This window comes from Pseudomonas sp. GW822-FHT03F08, assembly GCF_058801265.1.
Map to the genome: position 1 here is coordinate 180,369 of NZ_JBXANC010000007.1, position 15,370 is coordinate 195,738.

19 protein-coding genes are annotated in these 15,370 nt (G+C 60.5%); 7 read left to right on the top strand and 12 right to left on the bottom strand.

All coding sequences use genetic code 11. The features are described from left to right. The first annotated feature begins 33 nt into the window (after window positions 1-33). The 3 genes from AC1RME_RS19080 to pdxH all read left to right on the top strand — a co-directional run bounded on the left by AC1RME_RS19080 (window position 34) and on the right by pdxH (window position 3,073). Window positions 34-1,179 (top strand): serine hydrolase domain-containing protein, encoded by a 1,146-nt coding sequence (locus tag AC1RME_RS19080; protein ID WP_096819527.1) that lies wholly within the window; start codon window positions 34-36, stop codon window positions 1,177-1,179. A 112-nt stretch (window positions 1,180-1,291) separates the two neighbouring features. Further along, window positions 1,292-2,401 (top strand): OmpA family protein, encoded by a 1,110-nt coding sequence (locus AC1RME_RS19085; protein ID WP_096819526.1) that lies wholly within the window; start codon window positions 1,292-1,294, stop codon window positions 2,399-2,401. Window positions 2,402-2,425: 24 nt separating this feature from the next. Next, complete coding sequence (pdxH, locus tag AC1RME_RS19090) at window positions 2,426-3,073, top strand: pyridoxamine 5'-phosphate oxidase (RefSeq protein WP_096819525.1); 648 nt, start codon at window positions 2,426-2,428, stop codon at window positions 3,071-3,073. 5 nt (window positions 3,074-3,078) lie between these two features. On the opposite strand, the gene AC1RME_RS19095 is transcribed toward pdxH, so the two are convergent. After that, window positions 3,079-3,315, bottom strand: coding sequence for a hypothetical protein (locus AC1RME_RS19095; RefSeq protein ID WP_096819524.1), 237 nt, complete (start codon window positions 3,313-3,315; stop codon window positions 3,079-3,081). Window positions 3,316-3,483: 168 nt separating this feature from the next. Here AC1RME_RS19095 and AC1RME_RS19100 point away from each other — a divergent pair, with 168 nt between their 5' ends. Then, a complete protein-coding gene (locus AC1RME_RS19100) occupies window positions 3,484-3,948 on the top strand; it encodes an outer membrane lipoprotein (protein ID WP_007918566.1) in 465 nt (154 codons plus the stop codon). A 63-nt stretch (window positions 3,949-4,011) separates the two neighbouring features. Here the strand turns inward: AC1RME_RS19100 and AC1RME_RS19105 are convergent, their stop codons facing one another. The 5 genes from AC1RME_RS19105 to nhaA all read right to left on the bottom strand — a co-directional run bounded on the left by AC1RME_RS19105 (window position 4,012) and on the right by nhaA (window position 7,296). Further along, window positions 4,012-4,266, bottom strand: coding sequence for a colicin E3-like toxin immunity protein (locus AC1RME_RS19105; RefSeq protein ID WP_096819523.1), 255 nt, complete (start codon window positions 4,264-4,266; stop codon window positions 4,012-4,014). A gap of 36 nt (window positions 4,267-4,302) precedes the next feature. Then, window positions 4,303-4,533, bottom strand: coding sequence for a DUF7683 domain-containing protein (locus AC1RME_RS19110; RefSeq protein ID WP_096819522.1), 231 nt, complete (start codon window positions 4,531-4,533; stop codon window positions 4,303-4,305). A 3-nt stretch (window positions 4,534-4,536) separates the two neighbouring features. Next, window positions 4,537-4,785 (bottom strand): pyocin S6 family toxin immunity protein, encoded by a 249-nt coding sequence (locus tag AC1RME_RS19115; RefSeq protein ID WP_096819521.1) that lies wholly within the window; start codon window positions 4,783-4,785, stop codon window positions 4,537-4,539. A gap of 17 nt (window positions 4,786-4,802) precedes the next feature. Beyond that, entirely contained in the window at window positions 4,803-5,975 is a 1,173-nt protein-coding gene (locus tag AC1RME_RS19120) for an S-type pyocin domain-containing protein (RefSeq protein WP_096819520.1), read from the bottom strand. A 133-nt stretch (window positions 5,976-6,108) separates the two neighbouring features. Then, window positions 6,109-7,296, bottom strand: coding sequence for a Na+/H+ antiporter NhaA (gene nhaA / locus AC1RME_RS19125; protein ID WP_096819519.1), 1,188 nt, complete (start codon window positions 7,294-7,296; stop codon window positions 6,109-6,111). A gap of 246 nt (window positions 7,297-7,542) precedes the next feature. Between nhaA and AC1RME_RS19130 the strand changes: the two genes are divergently transcribed. Further along, window positions 7,543-8,637 (top strand): PLP-dependent cysteine synthase family protein, encoded by a 1,095-nt coding sequence (locus tag AC1RME_RS19130; RefSeq protein ID WP_096819518.1) that lies wholly within the window; start codon window positions 7,543-7,545, stop codon window positions 8,635-8,637. A gap of 66 nt (window positions 8,638-8,703) precedes the next feature. Here AC1RME_RS19130 and AC1RME_RS19135 read toward each other — a convergent pair whose 3' ends face one another. Both AC1RME_RS19135 and AC1RME_RS19140 read right to left on the bottom strand, forming a co-directional pair. Beyond that, complete coding sequence (locus tag AC1RME_RS19135; protein ID WP_493071758.1) at window positions 8,704-10,317, bottom strand: NAD(P)/FAD-dependent oxidoreductase; 1,614 nt, start codon at window positions 10,315-10,317, stop codon at window positions 8,704-8,706. Window positions 10,318-10,412: 95 nt separating this feature from the next. Then, window positions 10,413-11,066, bottom strand: coding sequence for a COG3650 family protein (locus AC1RME_RS19140; protein ID WP_096819516.1), 654 nt, complete (start codon window positions 11,064-11,066; stop codon window positions 10,413-10,415). A gap of 162 nt (window positions 11,067-11,228) precedes the next feature. On the opposite strand from AC1RME_RS19140, the gene AC1RME_RS19145 reads away from it, so the two are divergent. Continuing rightward, window positions 11,229-11,597, top strand: coding sequence for a hypothetical protein (locus AC1RME_RS19145; RefSeq protein ID WP_493091628.1), 369 nt, complete (start codon window positions 11,229-11,231; stop codon window positions 11,595-11,597). Between the two features lie 34 nt (window positions 11,598-11,631). Here the strand turns inward: AC1RME_RS19145 and AC1RME_RS19150 are convergent, their stop codons facing one another. Continuing rightward, on the bottom strand, window positions 11,632-12,231 hold the full coding sequence (locus tag AC1RME_RS19150; protein ID WP_096819514.1) for a short chain dehydrogenase: 600 nt from the start codon (window positions 12,229-12,231) through the stop codon (window positions 11,632-11,634). Window positions 12,232-12,334: 103 nt separating this feature from the next. Between AC1RME_RS19150 and AC1RME_RS19155 the strand changes: the two genes are divergently transcribed. Further along, window positions 12,335-13,249: a LysR family transcriptional regulator gene (locus tag AC1RME_RS19155; protein WP_102621490.1), complete on the top strand. Its 915-nt coding sequence runs from the start codon at window positions 12,335-12,337 to the stop codon at window positions 13,247-13,249. On the opposite strand, the gene AC1RME_RS19160 is transcribed toward AC1RME_RS19155, so the two are convergent. From AC1RME_RS19160 to bufB, 3 genes are read right to left on the bottom strand one after another with little or no spacing between them, the layout of a single operon-like run. Further along, window positions 13,240-13,713, bottom strand: coding sequence for a DoxX family protein (locus AC1RME_RS19160; RefSeq protein ID WP_102621489.1), 474 nt, complete (start codon window positions 13,711-13,713; stop codon window positions 13,240-13,242). The genes AC1RME_RS19155 and AC1RME_RS19160 overlap by 10 nt on opposite strands. Next, window positions 13,710-14,468 carry an HvfC/BufC N-terminal domain-containing protein gene (locus AC1RME_RS19165; RefSeq protein ID WP_493091629.1) on the bottom strand — a complete coding sequence of 253 codons (759 nt, stop codon included), beginning with the start codon at window positions 14,466-14,468 and terminating at the stop codon, window positions 13,710-13,712. The genes AC1RME_RS19160 and AC1RME_RS19165 overlap by 4 nt, the downstream gene beginning before the upstream one ends. After that, on the bottom strand, window positions 14,465-15,352 hold the full coding sequence (gene bufB / locus AC1RME_RS19170; RefSeq protein WP_493091630.1) for an MNIO family bufferin maturase: 888 nt from the start codon (window positions 15,350-15,352) through the stop codon (window positions 14,465-14,467). Before bufB ends, AC1RME_RS19165 begins: the two co-directional genes overlap by 4 nt. Window positions 15,353-15,370: the final 18 nt, after the last annotated feature.

Below are 15,370 nucleotides of genomic sequence, written 5' to 3' on the forward strand. Positions count from 1 at the left end.
ACTTTGTAGAGCGTTTTCGCGGGGGAGTTGCGGGTGCAGATTCAGGGACATTACGAGCTTCAATTCGAAGCGGTGCGCGAAGCTTTCGCGGCACTGTTCGACGATCCCCAGGAACGTGGCGCCGCGTTGTGCATCCGGGTCGGCGGCGAAACCGTCCTCGACCTCTGGTCAGGTACCGCCGACAAGGACGGCGCCGAAGCCTGGCACAGCGACACCATCGCCAACCTGTTTTCCTGCACCAAGACTTTTACTGCCGTCACCGCGCTGCAACTGGTGGCCGAAGGCAAGTTGCAACTCGATGTTCCAGTCGCCCGCTACTGGCCGGAATTCGCCGCCGCCGGCAAGGAATCCGTGACCCTGCGTCAACTGCTCTGCCATCAGGCTGGCCTGCCGGCCCTGCGCAAACTGTTGGCCCCCGAAGCCCTGTATGACTGGCAAACCATGGTCGACGCCCTCGCGGCCGAAGCGCCGTGGTGGACGCCGGGCACCGGTCATGGTTATGCCGCGATCACTTACGGCTGGCTGATCGGCGAGTTGCTGCGGCGTGCCGACGGTCGCGGGCCGGGGGAATCCATCGTGGCGCGGGTCGCCAAACCGCTGGGGCTGGATTTCCATGTCGGCCTGGCCGACGAAGAATTCCATCGCGTGGCGCACATCGCACGGGGCAAGGGTAACGTTGGCGACGCCGCCGCCCAGCGCCTGTTGCAAGTCACCATGCGCGAGCCAACAGCCATGACCACTCGCGCCTTCACCAATCCGCCGTCGGTGCTTACCAGCACCAACAAACCGGAATGGCGCCGCATGCAGCAACCGGCGGCCAACGGCCACGGCAATGCACGCAGCCTGGCCGGGTTCTACGCCGGTCTGCTCGACGGCAGCCTGCTGGAAAGCGAAATGCTTGATGAGCTGACCCGCGAACACAGCCTCGGCGAGGACAAGACCTTGCTGACCCGCACCCGTTTCGGTCTCGGTTGCATGCTCGATCAACCTGACGTGCCAAACGCCACCTACGGCCTCGGCCCGCGGGCGTTCGGGCATCCGGGGGCGGGCGGTTCCATCGGTTTTGCTGATCCGGAGCACGATGTGGCCTTCGGATTTGTGACAAATACCCTGGGGCCGTACGTCTTGATGGATCCGCGCGCGCAGAAGCTGGCGCGGGTACTTGCCACTTGTCTGTAAAGCGTTACCAGAGGTTCCAGGGCCGGAACCTCGACCGGTTTTTCGATTCAAAGCGTCTGTTTATCCGGGCGAAAGTCCTCTGATTGTCCATTACTTATTTTGTGGGTTTCCAATGTCGTCCAAACAAACTCTCGCCCTGGCCCTGTGTTTCGCGATTACCGGTTGTGCACAGACTCCGAAGAATGACGCCGATGGCGGCAGCTGGTGGCCGTTCGGTTCTTCCGACAAAGTCGCGGCCAAGGAGCCGGCTCCGGCCCCTGCACCGTTGAAACCGGCCGCCATCGCGCCGGTCGCCAAGACCGAGAGCAGCAGCCATTGGTACTGGCCGTTCGGTTCCGATGACTCGGCGGACAAGGCCAAGGCCGACGTGAAGCCCGAAGTAAAACCTCAAGCCAAACCGGCTGTTGTCGCCAAGGCTGATGCCGACACGGGCAGCAAGTGGTGGTGGCCGTTCGGCGGCAAGTCGCAGGACACCGCCAAAGTCGTGCCGATGCCGGATCCAAAGGTCACTCAGGCCTGGCTGGATGACTACGAGCCGCGCCTGCGCACCGCAATCAAGGACAGCAATCTGCAACTTGAACGCCGTGAAAACGTGCTGGTCGTGATCGCGCCGGTTGAAGGCTCGTTCAACCCGGATCGTCCGGCGATGCTGCTGCCGGTCACCCTTGGCCCGTTCACCCGCGTGGCAAAAATTCTCGAAGCCGACCCGAAAACCGCCGTGCTGGTGCTCGGTCACAGCGACACCACTGGCGCAGCCCCGGCGAACACCAAACTGAGCCAGGAACGCGCTCAGGCCGTGGCAGCGATCTTCCGTCTCAGCGGCTTGCAGCGTGATCGCCTGATGCTGCGTGGCATGGGCTCCGAAGCACCGCGTGCGGCCAACGACAGCGTTGAAGGCCGTGCCCTGAACCGTCGTGTCGAACTGCTGGTGACCCCGCAAAACACCATGGTTGCACTGCTGAGCAAGTACAACATGCCGGCTCCGGCACCAGTGACCATGGTCGCTGCCCAGGACGTCAAGCCGGTCGCCAAACCGGTCACCCCGGCGCCGGCGGCGAAGAAAGCCGCAGTACCGGCGACCAAAAAGGCTCCGGCCAAGAAAGCGGCTGCCAAGGCGCCAGCGAAGAAGGCACCAGCGAAGACTCCGGCCAAGAAAACCGCTCCAGCCAAAGCCGCCGCAAGCGACAAGAAAGTCGTTGCGACCGACGCGGCAAAACAGTAATCCGCTAACGAAAAGGAATGCGCCATGACCCAGGCTCTGGCAGATATGCGTCGTGATTACACCCGGGATGGCCTGACCGAGGCGCAAGCCCCGGCCGAGCCTTTCGCGCTGTTCCACCAGTGGTTTGCCGATGCGGTGAAAACCGAGCAGGCCCCGGTGGAAGCCAACGCCATGACCCTGGCCACGGTCGATGCGGACGGTCGTCCGCACTGCCGCATTCTGCTGCTCAAGGGCTTGGACGAGCAGGGCTTCACCTTCTTCACCAACTACGAAAGCGCCAAGGGCCAGCACCTGGCCGCGAATCCGTTCGCGGCCATGACGTTCTTCTGGCCGACCCTGGAGCGCCAGGTGCGTATCGAAGGGCGGGTGGTGAAGGTCACGCCCGAGGAGTCCGACGCGTACTATCAAGTGCGCCCGCTGGGCAGCCGACTGGGTGCCTGGGCGTCACCGCAGAGCCGGGTGATCAACGGCCGCGGTGAACTGGAAGATTTGCTCAAGGCTACCGAGCAACGCTTCACCGACACCCAGCCCGACTGCCCGGAACACTGGGGCGGCTATCGCTTGCTCCCCGAGCGCATCGAATTCTGGCAGGGCCGCGCGAGCCGTCTGCACGATCGCCTCAACTACCGTTTGCAGGGCGCCGACTGGATTCTTGAACGTCTGGCACCTTAAGCAGTCTACCGAGCGGGATAGCCTGCCGCAGCGGCCTCAAGCCACTTCGGCAGGTCCCGACGCCTGATCTTCTGCGATCGGGCTTGCGCCAGCCGTTCGAGCATGAAGGCGCGTTTGCCTTCATCCTTGCCGGCCAGTGACAATGCCAGATCGCGGTCCATCCAGCGTTTGATCCGCACGTACAACCACCAGTGGAAGTACAAACCGGCGACGGTTGTGACGACAATGATGAAGTAATCCATGAAAATCCTTGGGGTCGGCGGCGCAAGCTATGTATTTTGGCGCTACTGTTGGGTGAGTTCGTGGAGGCCCTGTACCGGGCCTGAATGAAACCAAATTTATCCGGGCGGCGCCGTGACAGGCGTCAAGCTGCGGAGTTTAATGAATACCTGTCCTTTGGAGTTGATCCTATGCGTAAGTCTGTTCTGCTGGTTGCTTCCTTTTCCACGATGGCGATGTTGCTTACCGGCTGCCAATCGAGCCTGACCGGTGACTCCTACTCCCGTGACGAAGCGCGTCGCGTGCAGACGATTCGCATGGGCACCATCGAATCCCTGCGTCCGGTGAAAATCGAAGGCACCAAGACCCCGATCGGCGGCCTCGCCGGTGCAGCGGTGGGTGGTGTCGGCGGCAGCGCCATCGGCGGCGGTAAAGGCAGCATCGTTGCAGCCGTTATCGGTGCTGTGGCCGGCGGCCTGATCGGTTCCGCCACCGAAGAAGGCCTGACCCGTACCCAAGGCGTTGAAATCACCGTGCGCGAAGACGACGGCAGCATGCGTGCCTACGTGCAGCAAGTGCAGGAGAACGAAGTGTTCCGCGTCGGTGAGCGCGTACGGATTTCGACTGTTGGCGGGACCAGCCGCGTTTCGCACTAAGCGCGAACGAGCGGTAAAAGAAAACCCCGATCAGGTGACTGGTTGGGGTTTTTTGTTTGGTGTTTACCAGTGATCGCAGTAGTCGAACGAGACCTGGTAGTCATACAAAGCTAAATTGATGGCATGAGTAAAATGGGTTTGAAGAATATTTGCCCAGTCGTTGATAACGTTAAAACTGCCGTTGTTTATGTTGTTTTCTATTGGTATGCCCAGCGCCTCGATCACGGAGCCATCGTCACCGAAGTCTTTCGATAACTCTTCTCCGAGGCCGAGACTAGTTTCTTTGTCATACCAATCGAGTCTGACTTTCAAACCCACAAGGTTCTCCTGGAACTCTCACAGCGTAGAGTGTTTTTATATATTGCAAGTTAATTGGAAGTAGAAATCCTGATTCACAATTGATCTACCTATAAGTTTTTCGATCGCTTGTATCTGTTGGGGGTTTAAATCGTAACCTTCCCAGCCGTGTTGCTCTTTTGTCCAACCCATGATGGCTTTTATTTGCTCATCACATCCCGCTGGCAACTCAATCACGAAAGCCTGGAAGTCTGTTTTTTTGTCAAAAGCTTCTACTAAAAATCTCAAGGTTCAGCCTTTACTGCAAAGTCCAATGCAGTACATCAAGTCGTTCCTGAAGGGGGAGCCAATGATTTCCATCGCCGCTCTGGCTTGTGTGTCGGTTAATTCATGCTCGCCCATCGGGACGTCTTTTAAGGATGACCACCCCATAACGTTAAGAACATCCAGTTCTAAAGCTTGTGGGACAGATTTCTGATACTGCAATGAATTATCCGGGTTCGGTTCAGGGAAAAAGCCAGTGAGGGCGATAAAAATCATAGTTGAACTCTCATTCGTTATTTGGTTGAGGTGCGTCGTTTAGATCTTGCTTTGCCAGTTTTTTCGCCTGTGTGTATATCGAACTCACCGAGATGGTCTCCTTCCCAGTTGTAAACCTCGACGGCTCCGTGTTGATAGTCCCACTCGTAAATGCGTTTCTTGCTTTCCCAGCGCTTGCGATGGCTTTTTTTACGAACAAGTACAGCATCGGGAAAGGCCGGTAGAACGTCCGGTGGAACATGATAGACATGATCCCCAGAAACCGGACGTGCAACCACTATGTACAGCGGCCGAACTCCAGAGTCCGCCGGAAACACCAATATGAAATCCCGATACTCCGGCGGATAAACCGGATTCACCAGAATCCCGTCCGCCGCTTTCGTCGGCGGGTACACCCAGATATGCGGTGCCTGCGGAGCAGCCTCCAGTGCCGGAATACCGAGGATGTCGGAACCGTCCACGGCGGGCGTCCAGATCAGTTCGATGCCTTCGCCGAGGTCAGCGACAAACCGGTTACCACGTGCGGTGAACTGCGCGACATCAACCATCTCCCAGTCGCGATTCTTGCCGGTGTAGAAGCCGTAACCCTTGAGGCTGCCGTCGGCCTGTTGTTCGACACGCAGGCGCACGCGGGTTCGGGCCTGTTTGAGGGCGAGCAACTGGTCTTCGGTGTAGAGGGCGCTGTCGCCCAGGTTCGATGGCATGAGCAACGCCACCAGCCCGACCAAAGGGGTCATGACGGCGGCGGAGGCCATGGCCGGGAATGCCTTGAAAGCTTCGCCGGCAAGGGCAAAGCTGCCCAGGCCCAATGGAATGGCAGTGCCGCTGATTTTCTTGAGTGCAACGCCACCGCTGTCATCGGCTTCACGGCCACCGAGCAGGATCAGGTCGCCGTAATCTTTCAGGCTGTCAGTCGGCACCATCCCCGAAGGATTCGAGTAATCGATGATCGCGTCCGGCAACTTGCAGGACTTGGCGAACACGCAGCCGGCACGCACCGGCTCAGGCCTGTTCGACGCGACCTCACGGCTGCGTTCGAAAGCATCCTGCCGCGCCAGCATGGCGTCGTACTTGTCTTGTCGCGTTTGCTGATCGGCCAGTTCGGTGGCCGTCATGTAGCGGTAGGTGAAGCGATGCCCGTCGCCTGCCGGTGGGTTGGGAACCCGGGGAATGTCCTTTTGACCAGCCACTGATTGTCCTTTCGTTCATGCATCGGCAGCCCCTCGAAAGGGGCTGCACGACGTTAACGAAGCAGGAAAATCGTGGCTGTAGGACGCGTCTCTAAAGACGTGGGGATTGTTCGCTACGGCGATCCATGGCGTATCAGGAAGGCAGTGCGGTGTTCTTTCTGCTTGCCGCCAATGTCACCGCATAACCGATCAATGCAGCGAACACTGAGCCGGTGAGAATGCCCATCCGGTCCATTCCGGCGTATTCACTGGCGCCCGGCACGAAGGCGAGGGAGCCGACAAACAGGCTCATGGTGAAGCCGATGCCGCAGAGGATCGCCACGCCCAGCACCTGGCCCCAGTTGGCGCCTTGAGGCAGTGCGGCGATGCCGGTCTTGACCGAAAGCCAGGTCAGGCCAAACACGCCAACGGTCTTGCCCAGCAGCAGGCCGACGGCGATGCCCATCGGTACGTGGTGCGTGAAGCTTTCGGCGGTCACACCGGTCAGCGACAGGCCGGCGTTGGCGAAGGCGAACAGTGGCAGAATGCCGTAGGCGACCCACGGGTGCAGTGCGTGTTCCAGGGTCAGCAGCGGCGAAGGCTCGGCGTTTTTGGTGCGCAGCGGGATGCAGAACGCGAGGGTCACGCCGGCCAGCGTCGCATGGACACCGCTCTTGAGGACGCAGACCCACAGGATCAGACCAATGATCATGTACGGCCCGAGCTTGACCACCCCGAGCCGGTTCATCGCTACCAGAGCCGCGATGCACGCCGCCGCCAGGCCCAGCGACAGGGTCGAGAGTTCGCCGGAATAGAAGATCGCGATGATCACGATGGCGCCCAGGTCATCGATGATCGCCAGGGTCATCAGGAACAGCTTCAGCGACACCGGCACTCGCTTGCCGAGCAAGGCCAGCACGCCGAGGGCGAAGGCGATGTCGGTGGCGGTCGGAATCGCCCAGCCATCGAGGGCGGCCGGGTTGTCGCGGTTGAGGAACCAGTAGATCAGCGCCGGCACCAGCATGCCGCCGATGGCCGCCGCGCCGGGCAGGACGATCTGCGACGGTTTCGATAGCTGGCCGTCGAGCACTTCGCGCTTCACTTCCAGGCCGATCAGCAGGAAGAACAGCGCCATCAGGCCGTCGTTGATCCACAGCAGCAAGGGCTTGGCGATTTTCAACGCGCCGATCTGCGCCACCACGGGGGTATCGAGCAGGCCGCTGTACAACCACGACAGCGGCGAGTTGTTGATGATTAAAGCCAGGATGGCCGCGGCGATCAGTAACAGACCGCTGGCAGCTTCCAACTGAAAGAAACGCGTGAAAGTGCTACGCAGAGGCAAGGTCGCTCTCCATCGATAAAGTCAAAAGGTGGGACACCCTAACCCGTACCGTTAGTTGTTAAAACAAAAGTTATATTCTTTTTTGTTATATGTGGTTACAGAGCGCCCAGTCGACGTGCAGCAGAGCCTAGCAGTTGCCCAAGGGATTGAAGCTCAGCTGTATCTGTCGGTGCCGTAGGTTTTTTCCTAAGCTTGGGGGCTGAGCCTGTGAAGGCACTTCTGCCCGATTCAACGAGATCAACAGCCATGAGCGACAACCGACAGTGGGCCCGCGAAGCCATCCGGATCATCGAAGCTGACTTCCAGCGCAGCGCCGACACGCACCTGATCCCCTTGCCGCTGCCGGGGTTCCCGGGCATCGAGTTGTACTTCAAGGACGAGTCCAGCCATCCCACCGGCAGCCTCAAGCACCGTCTGGCCCGTTCGCTGTTTCTCTACGCCTTGTGTAACGGCTGGCTCAAGCCAGGCGCGCCGGTGATCGAGGCGTCCAGTGGTTCGACGGCGATTTCCGAAGCGTATTTCGCGCGGATGCTGGGGCTGCCGTTCATTGCGGTGATGCCGGCGACCACGTCCAAGGAGAAGATCGCCCAGATCGCGTTCTATGGCGGCAAGAGTCATCTGGTGGACGATCCGACCCAGATCTACGCCGAATCCGAACGTCTGGCCCGCGAACACGATGGGCACTTCATCGACCAGTTCACCTACGCCGAACGCGCCACCGACTGGCGGGCGAACAACAACATCGCCGAGTCGATCTTCCAGCAGATGCGCTACGAGCAGCACCCGTGCCCGGCCTGGCTGATTTCCAGCCCCGGCACCGGCGGCACCACCGCAACCCTCGGCCGTTATGTGCGCTATCGCCAACATTGCACCCGCGTGCTGTGTGCCGATGCCGAGCGTTCGGTGTTCTTCGACTTTTACCAGACCGGCGATGCCAGCTTGCGTCTGGATCACGGTTCGCGGATCGAAGGCATCGGCCGGCCACGGGTGGAAGCGTCGTTCCTGCCCAAGGTGATCGATGCGATGGTCAAGGTGCCGGATGCCTTGTCGCTGGCGGCCATGCATTACCTGGCGCAGCGTCTGGGGCGGCATGTGGGTGGGTCGAGCGGGACGAACCTGATCGGCGCGCTGATGGCGGCGCAGCAGATGAAAGCGGCGGGGGAGTCGGGGTCGATCGTGGCGATTCTGTGCGACGGCGGCGAGCGCTACGCGGACACGTATTACGATCAGGCGTGGCTCAAGGCGCAGGGCTATGAGCTGGATGGGTTGATGGCGGCGGTGGCAGCGAGTGCCGAGAAGGGTGAAGCGCTGCCAGCCTCGGTTCTGCGTGCCAATATCTGACGCCGAATACGACTGTGGGAGCGAATTCGCTCCCACAGGTTTTTGCATTGTTTCAGGTATTGCAGATCAGTCTTTCAGACCGAGGATGTCGCGTGCGACAGCTTCCGCGATGCGAATCCCGTCAACACCCGCCGACAGAATCCCGCCCGCATAACCCGCGCCTTCACCGGCCGGGAACAGACCTTTGACGTTCATGCTCTGCAGCGTCTCATCACGAGTGATGCGCAGCGGCGACGAGGTGCGCGTCTCGATCCCGGTCAGCACCGCATCGTGCAACGAATAACCGCGAATCTGCTTCTCGAACGCCGGTAACGCTTCGCGAATCGCTTCGATGGCGAAATCCGGCAACGCCAGAGCCAGATCGCCCAGCGCTACACCCGGTTTGTACGACGGTTCGACTTCGCCCAGTTCGGTCGAAGGAATGTCGTTGATGAAGTCGCCGACCAGTTGCGCTGGCGCCTTGTAGTCGCTGCCGCCGAGGATGAAGGCGTGGGACTCCAGACGCTCCTGCAACTCGATCCCGGCCAGCGGTCCGCCCGGATAATCGACTTCCGGGGTGATGCCGACGACGATGCCGGAGTTGGCGTTGCGTTCGTTACGCGAGTACTGGCTCATGCCGTTGGTGACCACGCGATTCGGCTCGGAAGTCGCCGCGACCACGGTGCCGCCCGGGCACATGCAGAAGCTGTAGACCGAACGGCCGTTCTTGGCGTGGTGCACCAGTTTGTAGTCGGCGGCTCCCAACTTGGGGTGACCGGCGTACTTGCCCAGTCGCGCACGGTCGATCAGCGATTGCGGGTGCTCGATACGGAAACCCACCGAGAACGGCTTGGCTTCCATGAACACGCCACGGCTGTGGAGCATGCGGAAGGTGTCGCGGGCACTGTGGCCGAGGGCCAGGACCACGTGTTTCGAATGCAGGGTTTCGCCGCTGGCCAGCTCGACGCCGACCAGTTGGCCGTCTTCGATCAGCACGTCGGTGACGCGCTCCTGGAAGCGCACTTCGCCGCCCAGGGCGCGGATCTCTTCACGCATGGTCTCGACCATGCCGGTCAGACGGAACGTACCGATGTGCGGCTTGCTGACGTAAAGAATCTCTTCCGGGGCGCCGGCCTTGACGAACTCGTGCAAGACTTTGCGGCCGAGGAATTTCGGATCCTTGATCTGGCTGTACAGCTTGCCGTCGGAGAACGTGCCCGCGCCGCCTTCGCCGAACTGCACGTTGGACTCGGGGTTGAGCACACTTTTGCGCCACAGGCCCCAGGTGTCCTTGGTGCGCTGACGTACTTCGGTGCCGCGTTCGAGGATGATCGGCTTGAAGCCCATCTGCGCCAGCAGCAGGCCGGCGAAGATTCCGCACGGGCCGAAACCGACCACGATCGGACGCTGGCTCAGGTCGCTCGGCGCCTGGCCGACGAATTTGTAGCTGACATCCGGCGCCACGTTGACGTTGCGGTCATCGGCGAACTTGCCCAGCACTTTCGCCTCGTCGCGCACTTCGAGGTCGATGGTGTAGATGAAGCACAGTTCGGAGGACTTTTTGCGCGCATCGTAGCTGCGCTTGAACAAGGTGAAATCGAGCAGGTCATCGCTGGCGATGCCCAGGCGTTGCACGATGGCAACGCGCAGGTCTTCGTCGGGATGGTCGATCGGCAGCTTGAGTTCAGTGATTCGTAACATGACAGGATCCGGTTCGCGGGGCGCACAACTGCGCCAGGGCGTTTGAAGGCGGCGATTATAAGCCGCAACGGCCGGATCCCGTGAGGGTAAAACGATCAGTCGTTGCGCGAACCGCCGAAATACCCGCAACCACGCTGCACCTTGCCGTCGATCCGCAGCTCGGCACTCATGTGCTGCACGCTGCCGGTGTTGCTGTCGACGCAACGCTGCGGCGCCACCCACAGCTCGAGGCGCTGGTTGTTGGCTTCGCTGCTGAGATTGAAACGGCCGTCGCCCAGTTGTTCTTCGACGTAGGGCACGGCGAGCGGTGGCTGGCCTTCGCGGTCGATGACCATGCCTTTGCCGCTGACCTTGACGTTCCATTCCGGGCCATGGCCGGCAGCGCGCAGGATCAGTTGCTTGAAGTTCGGATCATCGCAGGCAGTGCCGGAACGTTCGACGCGATACAACTGGGTCAGGTCGAGGCGGTCACCGGCGATCTTTCCGCGCACGTCGGCGAACAGCTTGCCCTGTTGATCGGCCAGCGTGGCGGCCTCTTGCAGGACGCTGGTACCGCCGATGTCGTTGACCACGTATTGGCGCTGCTCGCCGCAAGCCTGGAACACCAGTTTGCCGTCGGCAGCGGTCAGTTGCCCCTGCATCCGCGTCTGGCCGACGTGGGAGGCGCTTTCCCGCGCGCCATCGAACAACTGGCACGCGGCAAACAGAGGGAGCAGGGCAACAACGATCAAGGAACGGGCAACACGCATCTTTGGCTCTCCAGACAAGTGCCGCCACGTTACGCAGGCTGACCGCTTATCACAACCATGAGTTGGACTTGCCACGTACTGGAAACATTTGGCTTAACTTTGGGAGTCGGGACGAAGGGTATTTGGCCGTACCTTGTCCGCCTTTTAGAGAGGAGAGGCGTTATGAAAGGATCAGGCAGGTTGCTGTTGGCGGCAATGGGAATGATGGCGTCGCTGCAGTCGATAGCGGCTGACATTGCTTTTTCATCCGGTGCGGACTTTTCCGAAATGAACCTAGAGTTCAGACGAAATGATGATCCGAATCCGCAGGCCGTCATGCTCAATGTCACGTTGAGCCCGGAGGCGCAGCGTCGCCTGGAGCGGGTGACGACTGAGGGAATGCATCAGCGCCTGCAGTTGTCCATCAACGGCGTTCAAGTGTCGAACGCGACGATTCAATCGGTGATCAAAGGCCCGAGCCTGAGGATAAGCGTGCCGCGCGAGGTCGCAAGGGACCTGTTGCCCACGCTGCTGGAGCCTTTGACACCTTGATGCGACACTGGCCCAGCGCCGCATGCCGAGGTTTTCAACCCACGTGAAATGTCTGACCTGTCTGCAAGCCTTCGACACTTTTGGCGTAGGCCAATGCCACATCCGCCGCAGGAACCGGTTTGTAGCCGCGGAAGTACGGGGCGTAGCTGCCCATGGCTTCCACCAGCACGGTCGGGCTGATCGAGTTTACGCGCAGGCCGCGTGGCAGCTCGATGGCGGCGGCGCGGACGAAGCTGTCGAGCGCGCCGTTGACCAGTGCAGCCGAAGCACCGCTGCGGATCGGGTCGTGGCTCAGTACGCCGGTGGTAAAGGTGAACGACGCGCCATCGTTGGCGAACTCGCGGCCGATCAGCAGCAGGTTGACCTGGCCCATCAGTTTGTCTTTCAGGCCGAGGGCGAAGCTGTCTTCGTTCATTTCACCCAGTGGGGCGAAGGTCACGTTGCCGGCGGCGCACACCAGGGCGTCGAACTTGCCGGTCTTTTCGAACAGCTTGCGGATCGATGCGCTGTCGCTGATATCCACCTGGAAATCGCCGCTGCTGCGGCCGATGCGAATGACGTCGTGACGCTGCGACAGTTCTTTGTCCACGGCCGAACCGATGGTGCCGCCTGCGCCGATCAACAGAATTTTCATCGTGCTTGCCTCAAGTGATTGAACGAGGTTTCAGTCTAGAGTGGTTTTTTCCGCTGATAAGCGCGCTAATGGGCAACCTTTGGTTTTCAAATGGAAACAATCCATGAGCGAGATGGATGATCTGGCGGCGTTCGCGGTGTTGATCGAGGCGGGCAGTTTTACCTTGGCGGCGCAGCAACTGGGGTGCAGCAAGGGGCAGTTGTCCAAGCGCATCAGTCAGCTGGAAACGCGGTTTTCCGTGGTGTTGCTGCAGCGCACGACGCGTCGGCTGAGCCTGACAGCGGCGGGGGCGGCGCTGTTACCGCAGGCCCAGGCGCTTGTAGTCCAGGTCGAAAGGGCGCGTCAGGCATTGGCGCGATTGAAGGACGACATGGCCGGTCCCGTGCGTATGACGGTGCCGGTGTCGCTGGGGGAAACGTTCTTTGATGGACTGTTGCTGGAGTTTTCCCAGAAATACCCGGAAGTGCAGATCGAGCTGGAGTTGAACAACAGCTACCGCGATCTCTCCCGCGATGGCTTCGATCTGGCTATTCGCACAGAAGTCGCCAACGACGAGCGACTGGTAGCCAGGCCCTTGCTTGCCTGGCAGGAAATGACCTGTGCCAGTCCGGCGTATCTGGAGCGTTTCGGCGAGCCGCTGACACCGCAGGCACTGGTCGAACACCGTTGCCTGCTCAACAGTCATTACAGCGGTCGCGAAGAATGGCTGTATCACCAGCAGCACGAATTGTTGCGGGTGCGGGTATCGGGGCCGTTCGCCAGCAATCACTACAACCTGTTGAAGAAAGCCGCACTGGCCGGCGCCGGCATCGCACGCTTGCCGTCCTATCTGCTGCAGGCGGAATTGGCTGACGGCCGATTGCGTTGGCTCCTTCGTGATTTTCAGACCCGGCGCATGCCGATGTACCTGGTGCATCCGTATCAGGGCGGGTTACCGAAACGTACCCAAGTGCTGGCGGACTACCTGATCGGCTGGTTCAAGCGCAGCGGCGAGGCGTTGGACCGGCTTCAGCGGTAACGTCGGGCGATCAGATGATCGATCGACAGTTTGCCCGGCCCGGTGGTCATCAGGTACAGCAGAACGGCGGCCCAGGTGCCGTGAGTCGGGTAGGCGTCGGGGTACACGAACAACTCGATGACCAACGTCATGCCCAGCAATGCCAGCGCCGAAAACCGAGTGGCGAAGCCGACGAGGATCAGGATCGGGAAGAAGTGTTCGGCGAACGCTGCCAGGTGAGCGGCAATTTCCGGTGACACCAGCGGCACGTGGTATTCGCTCTGGAACAACGGAATCGTCGAGTCGGCCAGGTGCGGCCAGCCGATCTGGAAGGTGCCGTCGATCAGGTCGATGGCCAGACCCTCGACCTTGGTCTGCCCGGATTTCCAGAACACCGCCGCGATGGAAAAACGTGCGATGAAGGCGATCAGGCTGTGTGGGATTTTTTCCAGCAGTGCAATGGCACGGGCAACGAGGCTGTTCATGGCGAAACCTTTGGGTGGAAATGAGTGAGGGCATGGCGGCTGATCAACAGGGCCAGGGTCTGGCTGAGATCGAAGGCTTCTGCAGATTCCAGCGCCTGAGTGAGTGACAGGCCGGCCTTGAGCTGACGAATGAACTGGCTGGCGCCGTGATCCACGGCGAATACCTCGACCTCCAGGCCGTTGCGCAGGACCAGCGCCTGTTGGGCGTGATTCAGATCGATCCCGGCCAGCGTGTTGTCGTGCTGGTGCGCGGCCCAGATATCCACCACGGCAAAGGCTGAATCGAGCACATGCAGCGAAGGATGCAGACCGATTTGCAGATTGCTCAGAGCCTCTTGATCAGCGAATGCAGCAGCAATCTGTTCCTGGCTCAACGGCGATGCATCGGCGGCGTGATAGGCCAGCGTGCGCAAGCGCTCCAGCCGCGCGACATCGGCGAGGTAAGGAACGCTCGACGCCGGTTCGAATCCGCTGATGAAGTCCGCCAGATCACTGCCGTAGTCGCTCATCAACGGACTGTGTGGTGGATGGTTTTGAATGAAAACTCCGGCCATGGCGCGGAAGAATTCCTCTCCTACCAACTGCATTACCACGGGATAACTGTCGGCCAGTGCATTGCTCAACGAACCCTGCACGTTGTTGCGGTACACCGCGAATCGACTGGCTGGATCGGCCCCATTGGCGCTGCACAAACCGTCGGGGCAGGGCTGGCTAATGTCGAGGAGTGCTGCGCTGAAAGTGGCTTGGATACTCATCGCCGACCTCCTGCGCAACGCAGAAGCTCATCGGCCTGTTGCGCCTCGGCAAACAGCACGTTGAAGGCCGGCAGCTGATTGTCCCGCTCGATCAACGTCGCAACCGGGCCGACGCGTTCCAGCGCTTGCCGGTACAACGACCAGACGGCCTGATCGATTGGTGCGCCGTGATCGTCGATCAGCAAGCGATCACCGAGGCTGTCGGAATCTTCGGCAAAACCCGCGAGATGAATCTCGCCGACGGCGTGCAATGGCAGTGCGTCGAGGTAGGCCAGGGGATCGCGCTGATGGTTGATGCACGAGACATAGACGTTGTTTACGTCCAGCAACAAACCACAGCCGCTGCGCCGGATGACTTCACGGATGAAGTCCGCTTCGTCGATCGTCGAGCGCTGGAATGCCAGATACGTCGCCGGGTTTTCCAGCAGCATCGGGCGCTTGAGAGTGTTCTGCACCTGGTCGATGTGATCGCAGACGCGATTCAGCGTCAGCGTGTCGTAAGCCAGGGGTAATAGATCATTGAGAAACACCGGGCCGTGGCTCGACCAGGCCAGGTGTTCGGAAAAGGATTGGGGTTGATAACGCTCGATCAGCGCCGCCAGGCGTTTGAGGTGTTGAACATCCAGCGGGCCTTCTGCACCGATGGACAGGCCGACGCCATGCAGCGACAGCGGATACGCCTCGCGGATCAAACCCAGAAAGTGATGGAACGGGCCGCCGGCCACCATGTAGTTTTCGGCGTGGACTTCGAAGAAACCGATGTCCGGTAAAGAACCGAGCACTTCACGAAAGTGCCCGGTCTTGAGCCCCAGCCCGGCACGGGGCGGGAGCCCGGGGAGGGCTGCCCGAGTGCGGGTGGAGGCATGGTCGCAGGAAGTGATCATGATCGACACTCGGGCAGC